We start from the raw sequence: 12,268 nt of genomic DNA, 5'->3' as shown, positions 1-12,268 counted from the left end.
GACGGCGCTCTGTACCGCGCCAAGCACGAAGGCCGGAACCGGGTGGTCGTCGCGCACTGAGCCCCGCCAGACCCCTTCAATCGCAACGAACTGCCGATCCCCTTCCCGCGCGCGCCTCGCGGGGCTTGACAGGGCAGACCGGGGCGCGGTATGTATTGGTCCGTACCGGTACGATCCACCCTTCTTCCCGGGGGCGCGCCGTGCTCCGCCGCGCCGCTGCCGAGCCCCTCTACCGCCAGGTGCTCGATCATCTCACCGCCGAGATCGAGGCGGGCCGGCTGCGCCCGGACCGGCCGATCCCTTCCGAGCGGACCCTCGTGCAGCGGTTCCGGATCAGCCGGGCGACGGTCCGGCAGGCCATCGCCGAGGGGGTCCGCCGGGGGATCCTGCGCCGGGGGGGCGGCCGCGGCACGTTTGTCATCGACACCACTCTCCACCAGGAGCTGCCCGTTGTGACCAAGTTCCCGGAACTGGTCCGCCGGCTGGGCGGCACCCCGAGGATGCGCCTCCTCTCCCGGGTCCGGGACCTGGCGGACGTGCCGCTGGCGAGGGTCCTGGCCGTTGAGCCGGGCAGCCCGGTGGAGCGGCTGACCCTGATCGGCCTCGCCGACCAGTTGCCGCTCGCGGTGTACGAGGTCACGCTCCCGCAGCCGCTCGGGGGGCGCATTGCGGCAGCCGCCAGGAGCCGGCGGGGGGGCTTCTCGCTCTTCGACCTGTACGCCCGCCATGGGGCCAAGCCGGCGTACCTGGATCAGACCTTCGAGGCGCAGGTGGCCGGTCCGGAGCTCGCCGGGCAGCTCGGGCTCCGCCCGGGGCAGGCGGTCTTCGTCACCACCTCGATCACCTACACGGAGGATGGCCGGCCCATTGACGTCCGGCGGGCGACCTATCGTGGCGACCGCTACAAGTTCTCCTTGCGACGGCGCGTGGACTGAGCAGCCCGATTCCGGGGAAGGGAGGAGGGGCCATGCGAGTGCTGCGATGGCTGGTGCTGGGGGCCCTCGGCATTGCGGTAGGGACGGGATCCCCCTGGGCGGCGTCCCCGCTCACGGTCGCAGTGGACACCGAGGCGTTCCGAAAGGTGGAGGCGGAGGCCATTGCCCAGATGCTGCGGGCGATCGGCGTGGAGGCCGAGGTCCGGGTCTGGGAGGCCAGCGCGCTGCGCGACAAGGTCAAGAACGGCGAGCGGACGATGTACCTGACCGACTGGGGGAGCGCCTACTTCGATCCCTTCGATCTGGCGGAGCCGAAGTTGACCACCGGGGGCCGGGGCAACTTCTCCTTCTACGCCAACCCGGAGGTGGATGAGCTGCTGCGTGCGGCCAGTACCCAGGCGGATCCGAAAAAGCGGCAGGAGGCGTACGCCCGGATCCAGCAGGTGGTCTTCCAGGACGCACCCTGGATCTTCGGGTACTACCTCCAGGAGATCGAGGCCTCCTCCGCCAACGTGGAGAGCTGGGGGCCGGCGATGGACAGCCGGATCAACCTGCATCGGGTGGGGCTCCCGCGGGGGGACACGCTGGTGGTGGCGATGAACGCCGACAGCATCCCCACCCTGGATCCGGCCATGCACCGCTTGCGCTACGCCGAGACCGTGATCCGGAACATCTTCGACGGTCTGGTCACCCGCACGACGGCCGATAAGGTGGTGCCGGAGATCGCCGAGCGATGGGTCCAGGTGAGCCCCACGGTCTGGGACTTCAAAATCCGCAAAGGGGTGACGTTCCACAACGGCGATCCGCTGACCGTGCAGGACGTGCTCTTCACCTTCGACCGGGTGCTGCGAGAGGGGGCCATCGGCGGGAAGTCGTCCCCCCGGAAGGGCCTGCTGGGCCCCCTCGCCAAGGTCGAGGCGATCAGCCCGGACACCGTCCGGTTCACTCTGGCGAAGCCGTTCCCGCCGTTCCTCCAGGCGGTGGTCCACTTCCAGATCGTCCCCAAGGGCTACATCGGGAAAGTGGGCGACGCCGTGTTCGCCGAGCAGCCGGTGGGGGCGGGGCCGTTCCGGTTCGTGGGGGGGAAGCTGGACAGCCAGATCGTGCTGGAGCGGTTCGACGGGTACTACGGCGGCTCGCCCGCGATCCCGCCGGTCGGGCCTGCGCGCCTGAAGGGGGCGGTCTTCCGGATGATGCCGGAGCCCTCCACCCGCGTGGCCGCCCTCAAGGCGGGGGAGGTCCACATCATCCAGTCCGTCCCCCTGGACCTGGTCCCGGACCTGGAGAGGGATCCCCGGGTGTCACTCAAGACGGCGGAGGGGACCCGGGTGTACGCGGTGGAGCTGAACACCGCCAAGCCCCCCTTCAACGACGTCCGGGTCCGCCAGGCGGTGAACCACGCGATCAACTGGGATCAAATCTTGAAAACGATCTACCGGGGGTACGGCACCCGGCTGGCCACCGCCTTTCTGCCCAGCGGCTTCGGCTTCGACCCCACGGTGCGTCCCCATCCGTACAACCCCGCGAAGGCACGGGCGCTCCTGAAGCAGGCGGGGTACGCCGTGCGGGAGTAGCGCGGTGGGTGGGCGCGGGGCGGCGATCTGCCGGCGCATCCTGGGGACGGGCCCGCTCATCCTGGGGATGGGGGTGATCGTCTTCGCATTCATGCGCCTGCTCCCGGGCGATCCGGTGGACATCATGATGGGGAAGACCGGCGCGGTCTCGGCCGAGGAGATGGCCACGCTCCGGCGGGAGTTCGCCCTGGACCGGCCGCTCCCCGAACAACTGGTCCTGTTCCTCGCCCGGACGGTCCAGGGCGATCTGGGGACATCTTTTGTCAAGCGCCGGCCGGTGGCGGGCCTGATCTGGGAGACGCTGCCGGCGACGATCGAACTGGCGGGGACCGCGATCCTCCTCGCCCTGGCCCTGGCGGTCCCGGTGGGGGTCCTGGCGGCGGTCCGCCGGGGCTCCTGGCTCGACCGGATGAGCATGGCACTCACCTACCTCGGCGTGTCCATGCCGGCCTTCTGGCTTGGCATCGTGGCCATCATCCTCTTCGCGGTCAAGTTGGGATGGTTCCCCACCTCGGGTCGGGCCTCCGCGGCGGCCCTCCTGGTTCCGCCCATCACCGGGTTCCTGATGCTGGACGCGCTCCTCGCGGGGCGGCCGGCGGCGGCGTGGGATGCCCTCCGCCACCTGGCCCTGCCGGCGGCTGCCCTGGCCCTGGCCGTCGCAGCGATCCTGGCCCGGGTGGTGCGCTCCAGCATGCTGGAGGTCCTGCGCCAGGATTACGTCCGGACGGCCCGGGCCAAGGGCGCGGGGGAGATCCGCGTCCTCTTCCACCACGCCCTCCGCAACGCGCTGATCCCGGTGGTGACGGTCCTCGGCCTGCAGATCGGGGTCCTGCTCGGGGGCAACATGGTGGTGGAGACGGTCTTCAGTTGGCCCGGGATGGGCCGCCTGGCGGTGGACGCTATCTTCAATAGAGACTACCCGCTGGTGCAGGGCGTGGTGATGGTCTACGCGATGACCTTCGTCCTGGCGAACCTGGCGGTGGACTTGCTCTATACGGTTCTCGACCCCAAGATCACCGCATGAGGGATCCCCATGGCAGGCGAAGCCGTGACGCGGTGGGGGCTGGCGGCGGCCCTTCGCGAGCGGAGTGTGGTCCTGGCCGACCTCCTGCGACACCCGACGGCGTGCCTGGGGGGGATCCTGCTCGCCGCGTACGTCTTCGCAGCGGTCTTTGCCCCCCTCCTTGCGCCCCACGACCCGGAGCGCGCCGACCTGGCGCGGCGCCTCCTGCCCCCGGTCTGGGAGGCGGGGGGGGTGCGGCCCCACCTGCTGGGCACGGACCAGCTCGGGCGGGACCTGCTCTCCCGCATGATCTTCGGCGCCCGCGTCTCGCTCCTGGTGGGCCTGATCACGGTCGTCATCTCCCACCTGGTGGGGGTCGGGCTCGGCTGTCTGGCGGGCTACTACCGGGGGCCCGCGGACGCGGTCCTCTCCCGGCTCGCCGACCTGCTCCTGGCCTTCCCGTACCTGATCTTCGCCATCGGGGCCATGGGCATGATGGGCCCGGGATTCTGGAACCTGGTCTGGGCCCTGGCCTTCAAAGGGTGGGTGGAATTCTACCGGCTCGCGCGGGGCGACACGATGGCGGAGAAGGAGAAGGCCTACATCGAGGCGGCGCACGCCTTGGGCCGCCGCGACCTGGCCATCGTGGCCCGGGAGATCCTCCCCAACATCCTCCCCACGACGCTGGTGCTGGGCACCCTCCGCGTCGGGTACATGATCGTCCTCGAGGCGTCGCTCAGCTTCCTGGGCCTGGGGATCCCGCCCCGGATCCCGGCCTGGGGATCCATGGTGAACGATGGGCGCGGGGTGATGCTGACCGCCTGGTGGGTCTCGACGCTGCCGGGGCTGGCCCTGGTGGGGGCCGTGCTGGCCATGAACCTCCTGGGGGAGGGCCTGCGCGAGGCGCTGGATCCCCGCCTGCGCGGCCCCCGGGCTGCCCCCCTGCCGACCTCCTGAGGAGCGGATGCGTCCCTTGATCGGGATCACGGTCCACTGCGCGCCGTCCCCCGAAGGGGGTCACGCCTACGGGCTGGCCGCCGAGTATGCCGAGGCAGTGGCGGCCGCGGGAGGGCTCCCCCTGCTGCTCCCCGTTCTCCAGGACGCGGCGGCGCCGGACGCCATGCTGGCGCGGCTCGACGGCCTGCTGCTCAGCGGGGGCGGGGATCTGCCGGCGGAGGCCTTCTCCACCAGTCCGAGCCCGCCCCTCGCGGAGACGAACCCCGTCCGCTACCGCTTCGAGCGGGCGCTCCTCGGCGTCGCCCTGGCGAGCGACCTCCCGATCCTGGGCATCTGCCGCGGGCACCAGATGCTGAACGAGGCGGCCGGTGGGAGCCTCATCCTGAACATCGCTCTGGAGGTCCCGCAGGCCCTCGAGCACCGTCAGTCGGCCCCGGGATGGCAGCCGGCGCATGGCCTGCGGGTGGCGGAGGAGGGCCGCCTGGCCGGGCTGGACCTCCCCCGCCACGTGAACAGCTTCCACCGCCAGGCCGTCCGGGAGCCGGGGGCGGGATTCGTCGCGGTGGCCTGGTCGCCGGACGGGCTGGTCGAGGCCATCGAGACCCCCGGGCCCCGCTTCGCCCTGGGGCTCCAATTCCACCCCGAAAAACTCTGGCCCCGGGAGCCGGCGTGGCTCACCCCGTTCCGAGCCCTGGTCGTGGCCGCCGCTCACTGAGGGGATGGTGGAAATGCCGGATCGCCTGACGGTGCTGTCCCCCACGGGTCATCTGGGGTTCACACCGATCGAGACTGGAAGCTTCCAGGTCGGGGTGGAGCGGCGCCCCGATTTCCTCATTGCGGACTCGGGGAGCTGCGACATCGGCCCCCACCCGCTCGGCGCCGACGAGCACCCGAGCCCGCAGGCGTGGCAGCGCCACGACCTGGAGGTGATGCTGCTCGCCGCGCGGCGGCTCGGCGTGCCGATGGTCGTGGGCTCCGCCTCGGACACCGGGACGGACCGGGGGGTGGAGCAGTACGCGCGGATCATCCGGGAGCTGGCCCACGCGCACCGCCTCCCCGCCTTCCGCCTGGCCACGATCTCCGCCGAGGTGCGGCCGGAGGACCTCCTGCGCCGCTTGGAGGAGGGTCAGCGGATCGCCGGGCTGGATGGCCGGCCGGACCTGACCGTGGATGTCCTCAAGCGGACGAGCCGCGCCGTTGCGGTGATGGGCGTGGAGCCGATCATCCGGGCCCTGGACCTGGGAGCGGACGTCATCGTCGCCGGACGATCCAGCGACTCCGCCCTGTTCGCGGCGCCGGCCATCCGGGCGGGATTTCCGGAAGCGGCGGCCTACTACCTGGGGAAGGTTCTCGAATGCGCCTCATTCGCCGCCGAGCCGTTCATGGGGAAGGAGAGCATCCTCGGGACGGTCACGCACGAGGCGGTCACCGTGACCGCCATGCATCCGGGGCAGCGATGCACGCCGGCCTCCCTCGCCAGCCACGCCATGTACGAACGGGCCGACCCGTTCTTCGAGCGCCTGCCCGGCGGGGTCCTCGACATGACCCACTGCCGGTACGAGCAGCACGACGAGAAGACCACCCGGGTGACCGGGTTCGCATTCCGCCGGGATCCCGCGTACCGGGTGAAGCTGGAGGGGGCGGGCCGCGTGGGGGAGCGGGCGCTTTCCATCGCCGGGATCCGCGACCCCTACACGATCCGGCACATCGACCAGGTGATCGCCTGGGCCCGGGGGAAAGTGGAGGAAGCCTGGGGGCAGCCGGGGGAGCGGTACCGGCTCTTCTACCACGTGTACGGCCGGGACGGCGTCATGGGGGCGTGGGAGCCGCAGGCCGCCATCACGTCCCAGGAGCTGTGCCTGGTGGTGGAGGCGGTGGCGGACCGGTGGGAGGACGCCGAGATCATCTGCGCCCTGGGGACCCGCAACCTCTTCTATGCGCGCCTGCCGGAGGTCAAGGGCACCGCCGGGACGGCGGCCCTCATGATGGACGAGGTGCTGCGGGGGAAGCCCGGCTACGAGTGGACGGTGAACCACGTCATCGGCGTCCGGGATCCCCTGGAGTTCTTCCGCGTCACCGTCGCGGAGGTGACGGGATGAGGGGGACGCGCCCCCTGGTGGACCTGGCCAAGACCATCCGGAGCAAGAATGCCGGCGTGGATCAGATCACCTTCGACGTCATCTTCGCGGACCGCGCCAGCTATGACCTCGTCCGGAGGTCCCGCGCGCTCACCCGGGAGACCGTCGCCGCCCTGTACCGGATCCCGCCGGACCGGATCACGACCTTCGTCGAGTACGAGCCCGGGCTGGCCATCAAGTTCACGATCCGCCGGGACCGCCCGAGCGGCAGCCCGGGCGAGCGGGATGTCTTCGGCTCCCAGCAGTACCCCCCGCTCTTCCAGGTCCCCATCCCCGTGCCGGAATGAGGGCCCGAGGCTCCGCCCGCGCGCCGGACTGCCTGGACAACCCCTTGACGATTCCTGTAGACTACGGCTCTCCCGCCCACTGGACAGTGCCCGCGGGGGGATGAGGTGTCATCATGCATTTCTTCAGTGAGCACCGAATGCTTATCGGGCTGGGCCTGCTGGCGCTGGCGGCCGGGCTCGCCGGCGCGGGAGAGCCCGTTGCCCGCGACCTGCAGGCGGCGGCCGCCGCCGTGAATCAGGAGGCACGTGGGCCGGAGGGGAGGCAACACGTCATCACGGCCCTGGCGGCCCTCTTCGATCTCAGCGCGGACACCATCGAGGCCGAGCGCGCCGCTACCAGGCTTGCCTTCGGAGAGATCGCCATCGCCCACGCCATCGCCGAGGCGACGGGGGGCGCCCGGAACTTCCAGCAGGTCGTGGCCATGAAGGAGTCCGGCTTGGGATGGGGACAGGTCGTCCATGCCCTCCGCAACGAGGATCTCATCGCCGAGGAGCACCTGGGGGAGGTCGTGAGCCGGGTCCGCCGCACGGGAGCAGTCGCCGGCGCCCTCCGGGAGGCGGCTGCGCCCGCCGGAGGACGGGGCAGGGGCGCGGTCGCGGTGGCCGAGGCGAGATCAGCGAAGGGGGAGCGCGAATTCTCCGAGACCCCCGGGGGTCCTCCGGGAGGGGTCGGTTCGGGGGAGGATCGGGGTGCCGGCCGCGGCCGCGGGGGCGGGAGAGGGGGACACTAAGGCTGCTGCGCCCGGAGAGCGAAGAGCCGTCTTCCTCCAAGGTCCTGCTGGTGCTGGCGCTCGTTGCCATCGGCGGGGGCCTCTTCACCCCGCCGGCCGCCCCCGGTGCATCGCCGGTCCTCTTCGCATTGCTCGAGGAGGACCGGACGTACCAGGTCCATCCCGGTGATACCCTCGCGGACATCGCCCTCCGGCTGTCCATTCCCTGGCGCCGAATCGCCGAGCTGAACGACCTCACCGACCCCACCCGCATCGCGGCCGGCCGGCCCCTCCGCCTGCCGGGCCAGCGGATCCTCCCGGCGGGGCTCGACGATGGTCTGGTCATTAACCTTCCCGACCGGACCCTGTACCACTTTGCCAAGGGGATCCTGATCGCGTCCTATTCCGTGGGGGTCGGCCGGCCGAACTGGCCCACGCCGGTGGGAGAGTTCCGGATCACCGCCAAGGTTCAGAGCCCCACCTGGTTCGTCCCGAAGTCCATCCAGGAGGAGATGGAGGCGGAGCGGCAGGTCGTGAAGACCCGGGTCGAGCCCGGCCCCGACAACCCCCTCGGGGAGTACTGGCTGCAGCTCTCCCTCCGGGGATACGGGATCCACGGGACCATCGCCCCGGAGACCGTGGGCTGGTTTACCACCCATGGCTGCGTGCGCCTGCGGGCCGAGGACATCGAATCCCTCTATACGGCCGTCTCCACGGGGGCACGCGTGCTGATCCTCTACGAGCCGGTCAAGCTCGCCGCCGCCCCGGACGGCCGGGTCTTCCTCGAGGTCCATCCGGATCCCTACGGGATCTCCGGCGATCCCTTCGCCCGCCTCGGGGAGATCCTGGCCGCCCAGTCCCCTTCCCCCCACCTCGACTACGCCAAGGTCCAGGCCGCCCTCTGGGCGGCGGACGGCTTCCCCCGGCTGGTCGGGAGCCTCGGCCGGCCCGACGACTCCAGGTAAACGGGCTTGCGGAAGCGACCTCGCTGGGGCATCCTAGACGAGAGGGGCTGGTTCGCCCGCGCGCGACCGGGAGGGTCGTGTGGGGAGGGGCAAGATCGCCATCGCAGAACCGGAGGGATGCCCATGGCACAGTGCACGGTGAAGTGCGTCAAGCTGCAGCGCGACCTGCCCGGGCTCGACCCGGGAACGCCGCAGGGGAAGGCAGCCCTGATCATGGCGAAGGCCGTCGGCGGCGAGGAGCTCAAGAACCGGATCCAGGAGAACGTCTCCATGGAGGCCTGGAAGATGTGGATGGGGCATCTGACGATGGTGATCAATGAGTACCGCCTCGACCCGTCCTCCAAGGAGGCGGATGAGATCATCCGCCAGCAGATGGAAGACTTCTTCTTCGGGGAAGGGGCCGCGCTGCCGCCGGGGTATGTCCCCCCGCAGGCCAAGCACTAATGCAAACGACAGAATGCAAGTGGCAAGGTCCGGGTCCTGTCGCCGGCGCCGCCCCGGCCCCCGGCCCCCCTGGGGAACCCTCCCGTGGTTCCCCCCATCGGCCAAAGGCCGATGGGACCCCCCTCCGCACCGGGGGCCTTCGGGCGGCATCCGGCGCCACCCGGACGCTGTCTCACACAATTTATCTCGTTTGGATTAGGGTCCCCGGAGGGTCTTGAGGGCAGCCGTGTCCGCGAACGTGGTGCTCATTTCCACCTATGAGTTGGGGCGCCAGCCCTTCGGCCTCGCGTCCCCTGCCGCCTGGCTCCGGCAGGCGGGGGCCTCGGTCACGTGCCTGGACCTTGCCCAGGAGCGTCTGAACGAGGAGGCGGTGCGGGGGGCTGCCCTGGTGGGTTTCTACGTGCCGATGCACACCGCGACGCGCATCGCCTCGCGCGTAGTCCCCAAGGTGAAGGCGCTCAACCCGACCGCGCACCTCTGCTTCTACGGCCTCTACGCCCCCGTGAACGAGGGGTACCTCCGGGGGCTCGGCGCGGACACCATCCTGGGTGGGGAGTTCGAGGCCGGTCTGGTCAGCCTGCTCCGCCGGCTCCAGGGCGGCTCGGGCGGAGGGGGCGGCGCCCCGCAACCGGAGCCCCGGATCTCGCTGGCCCGACAGCAGTTCCTGGTCCCGGACCGAAGCGGCCTCCCGCCCCTCTCGCGCTACGCCACCGTGGATCTGGGGGACGGCCGGCGGCGCACGGTCGGCTACACCGAGGCCAGCCGCGGGTGCAAGCACCGCTGCCGGCACTGCCCGATCGTCCCCGTCTACGAGGGGCAGTTTCGGATCGTGCAGCGCGACGTGGTGCTGGAGGACATCCGCCGCCAGGTCGCCGCGGGGGCCCAGCACATCACGTTCGGGGACCCGGACTTCTTCAACGGGGTCGGCCATGCGCTGGCCATCGTGCGGGCGCTCCACGCGGCGTACCCGACCCTGACCTACGACGTGACCATCAAGATCGAGCACCTGCTCAAGCACGCGCAGCACCTGCCAACCCTGCGGGGGACCGGCTGCCTCTTCGTGACCAGCGCCGTGGAATCCGTGGACAACCGCATCCTTGCCCTCCTGGAGAAGGGGCATACGCGGGAGGACTTCCTCCGGGTCGTGCGGCTCTGCCGGGAAGCGGGGCTGGTCCTGGTGCCGACCTTCGTCACGTTCACGCCCTGGATCTCGCTCGAGGGCTACCAGGAGCTGCTGTGGCAGCTCGCCGAGCTCGACCTCATTGAGCACGTTCCGCCCATCCAGCTGGCGATGCGCCTCCTGATCCCGGCCGGCTCGAAGCTGCTCGAGCTCCCTGAGGTGCGGGACCTGGTGGGGGAGTTCGACCCGGCTGCCCTCGTGTACCCCTGGAAGCACCCGGATCCCCGGATGGATCGGCTCTCCGAGGAGGTCTTCGCGCTCGTGAAGGACGCGGAGGCCATGGGGGAGAGTCGCCGGGAGATCTTTGCCCGGGTCTGGGAACGCGTGGAGCGGACGGGAAGTGGCAGCCTTCGGCGGCCGCCGGAGGCCCACCGGGGGCGTCCTCGGGCCACCATCCCCTACCTGAGCGAGCCCTGGTACTGCTGAGCGGAGCCCACCGCGGAGCAGGTGGCTCCGTTCTGAGTGGAGCGAGGATGAGCGGCGACACCCGGCGGCTCCTGCTCCTCTTCAGCACGACCGGCTACGAGGCCGGGGACTTCGCGGCCGCGGCCGAGAAGCTCCACGTCGCCTGCGTCTTCGGCTCCGACCGCTGCCACGTGATGGAGGACCCCTGGCAGGACGGCGCGCTGCCGCTCCACTTCGAGGACCCCGGGGGGAGCGCCCGGACGATTCTGGAGTATTCTCGGACCACGCCGGTCCACGCGATCGTGGCGGTGGGGGACCGGCCGACCGTCACGGCGGCCCTGGCGTGCCGGGCCCTGGGCCTCCCCCATAACCCACCGGAAGCAGTTGAGGCTGCGCGCAACAAGTTCCTCGCCCGCCAGCGTCTCCAGGCCGCCGGCCTGGCGGTCCCGCCCTTCGCCCGCTTCCGGATTGACCAGGACCCCCGCGATGCCGCCCGCCAGGTTCCGTTTCCGTGCGTCCTGAAGCCTCTGGCGCTCTCCGCCAGCCGGGGGGTCATTCGCACGGACGATCCCGACGCGTTCGTGACCGCCTTCCGCCGGATCGCCGCGCTCCTCCGCAGCCCGGAACTCCGCGTGCTGCGCGAGGAGGCGCACGACTGGATCCTGGTGGAGGGGTTCATTGAGGGGCGGGAAGTTGCTCTGGAGGGGCTCCTGGATCGGGGCCGCGTCCGGCTGCTCGCCCTCTTCGACAAGCCGGACCCGCTGGATGGCCCCTACTTCGAGGAGACCATCTACGTGACCCCGTCTCGCCTGCAGCGCGGTGTCCAGGAGCAGATTTTCCGGGCTACGGAGCAGGCCGCCGGTGCGCTCGGCCTGGTGCACGGGCCGATCCATGCCGAGCTCCGGCTCAGCCCGGCCGGCCCGCGGGTCCTGGAGGTGGCCGCGCGCTCCATCGGCGGCCTCTGCTCCCGGGTCCTCCGCTTTGGGACGGGCCTCTCCCTGGAGGAGCTGATCCTCCGCCACGCCTTCGGCATGGACGTCGGACCCTTCCACCGCGAGGCTTCCGCGGCAGGCGTCATGATGATCCCGATCCCCGAGGCCGGAGTCTATCGCCGGGTCGAGGGACTCGAGGAGGCCCGGCGGACGGCCGGCATCGAGGAGCTCACGATCACCGCCAAGGAGGGCCAGAAGCTCCTCCCCTTGCCCGAAGGCTCCAGCTACCTCGGGTTCATCTTCGCCCGGGGCACCTCCCCAGAGCAGGTGGAGGACGCCCTGCGGCGGGCCCACGCGCAGCTCCGCTTCGAGATCGTCCCCAGCCTGGATGTGACGCCGAGCCCCTCCTCCTCCGAGCCAGCGGCCACCGCCCGTTGATGTTTGCCCGCCCGGCTGCTCTGGGGGCCGCCCCCGGGCGGACGGAGCGGTCCGGGCCAGCCGGCCTGATCGACCTTCCCGTCTTTCCCGACCGGCCGAGCGGGTCGCGGCAAAAGGCCCGTTCTGACCCCGACGAGCCACTCCCCGCGGTTGAACGTGTTACTTTTTTCCCCTGGCGATAGCGCGGTGGCCCGGCCCTTCACCAGACCCGAGTTGCTGTCCCCCGGCGCCGTAAGGGCTTATGCGCCCTGCCGTCCCACCTGCCTCTCGCCTCCCGTGCTCTTCCGCGGCATGGAATTT

At 70.9% G+C, this 12,268-nt stretch carries 12 protein-coding genes; all 12 read left to right on the top strand.

Features of this window, described 5'->3' with window-relative positions:
• Positions 1 to 200: 200 nt before the first annotated feature.
• A complete protein-coding gene (locus tag VGT06_00445) occupies positions 201 to 935 on the top strand; it encodes a GntR family transcriptional regulator (GenBank protein ID HEV8661602.1) in 735 nt (244 codons plus the stop codon).
• A 32-nt stretch (positions 936 to 967) separates the two neighbouring features.
• A complete protein-coding gene (locus VGT06_00440; protein ID HEV8661601.1) occupies positions 968 to 2,509 on the top strand; it encodes an ABC transporter substrate-binding protein in 1,542 nt (513 codons plus the stop codon).
• 4 nt (positions 2,510 to 2,513) lie between these two features.
• Positions 2,514 to 3,533, top strand: a complete 1,020-nt coding sequence (locus VGT06_00435) for an ABC transporter permease (protein HEV8661600.1) — start codon at positions 2,514 to 2,516, stop codon at positions 3,531 to 3,533.
• A 9-nt stretch (positions 3,534 to 3,542) separates the two neighbouring features.
• Positions 3,543 to 4,469, top strand: coding sequence for an ABC transporter permease (locus tag VGT06_00430; GenBank protein ID HEV8661599.1), 927 nt, complete (start codon positions 3,543 to 3,545; stop codon positions 4,467 to 4,469).
• Between the two features lie 7 nt (positions 4,470 to 4,476).
• On the top strand, positions 4,477 to 5,184 hold the full coding sequence (locus VGT06_00425) for a gamma-glutamyl-gamma-aminobutyrate hydrolase family protein (protein HEV8661598.1): 708 nt from the start codon (positions 4,477 to 4,479) through the stop codon (positions 5,182 to 5,184).
• A 13-nt stretch (positions 5,185 to 5,197) separates the two neighbouring features.
• Positions 5,198 to 6,568, top strand: coding sequence for an acyclic terpene utilization AtuA family protein (locus tag VGT06_00420; GenBank protein ID HEV8661597.1), 1,371 nt, complete (start codon positions 5,198 to 5,200; stop codon positions 6,566 to 6,568).
• A complete protein-coding gene (locus tag VGT06_00415) occupies positions 6,565 to 6,894 on the top strand; it encodes a DUF4387 domain-containing protein (protein ID HEV8661596.1) in 330 nt (109 codons plus the stop codon). Before VGT06_00420 ends, VGT06_00415 begins: the two co-directional genes overlap by 4 nt.
• A gap of 137 nt (positions 6,895 to 7,031) precedes the next feature.
• Entirely contained in the window at positions 7,032 to 7,625 is a 594-nt protein-coding gene (locus VGT06_00410; protein ID HEV8661595.1) for a hypothetical protein, read from the top strand.
• A 50-nt stretch (positions 7,626 to 7,675) separates the two neighbouring features.
• Entirely contained in the window at positions 7,676 to 8,569 is an 894-nt protein-coding gene (locus VGT06_00405) for a L,D-transpeptidase family protein (protein ID HEV8661594.1), read from the top strand.
• A 123-nt stretch (positions 8,570 to 8,692) separates the two neighbouring features.
• Positions 8,693 to 9,013 (top strand): oxidative damage protection protein, encoded by a 321-nt coding sequence (locus VGT06_00400; protein HEV8661593.1) that lies wholly within the window; start codon positions 8,693 to 8,695, stop codon positions 9,011 to 9,013.
• Between the two features lie 226 nt (positions 9,014 to 9,239).
• On the top strand, positions 9,240 to 10,619 hold the full coding sequence (locus tag VGT06_00395) for a CUAEP/CCAEP-tail radical SAM protein (protein HEV8661592.1): 1,380 nt from the start codon (positions 9,240 to 9,242) through the stop codon (positions 10,617 to 10,619).
• A 47-nt stretch (positions 10,620 to 10,666) separates the two neighbouring features.
• Positions 10,667 to 11,968 carry an ATP-grasp domain-containing protein gene (locus tag VGT06_00390; protein HEV8661591.1) on the top strand — a complete coding sequence of 434 codons (1,302 nt, stop codon included), beginning with the start codon at positions 10,667 to 10,669 and terminating at the stop codon, positions 11,966 to 11,968.
• The last annotated feature ends 300 nt before the right edge of the window (positions 11,969 to 12,268 follow it).

The organism is Candidatus Methylomirabilis sp., from assembly GCA_036000645.1.
In the GTDB taxonomy this organism is placed as follows: Bacteria; Methylomirabilota; Methylomirabilia; order Methylomirabilales; family JACPAU01; genus JACPAU01.
This window is presented reverse-complemented; position numbering and strand designations above follow the sequence as displayed.

Coding starts and splice junctions, on each gene's coding strand:
- VGT06_00440 (HEV8661601.1), top strand. CDS start 968: ATGCGAGTGCTGCGATGGCTGGTGCTGGGGGCCCTCGGCATTGCGGTA.
- VGT06_00430 (HEV8661599.1), top strand. CDS start 3,543: ATGGCAGGCGAAGCCGTGACGCGGTGGGGGCTGGCGGCGGCCCTTCGC.
- VGT06_00425 (HEV8661598.1), top strand. CDS start 4,477: ATGCGTCCCTTGATCGGGATCACGGTCCACTGCGCGCCGTCCCCCGAA.
- VGT06_00420 (HEV8661597.1), top strand. CDS start 5,198: ATGCCGGATCGCCTGACGGTGCTGTCCCCCACGGGTCATCTGGGGTTC.
- VGT06_00415 (HEV8661596.1), top strand. CDS start 6,565: ATGAGGGGGACGCGCCCCCTGGTGGACCTGGCCAAGACCATCCGGAGC.
- VGT06_00410 (HEV8661595.1), top strand. CDS start 7,032: ATGCTTATCGGGCTGGGCCTGCTGGCGCTGGCGGCCGGGCTCGCCGGC.
- VGT06_00400 (HEV8661593.1), top strand. CDS start 8,693: ATGGCACAGTGCACGGTGAAGTGCGTCAAGCTGCAGCGCGACCTGCCC.
- VGT06_00390 (HEV8661591.1), top strand. CDS start 10,667: ATGAGCGGCGACACCCGGCGGCTCCTGCTCCTCTTCAGCACGACCGGC.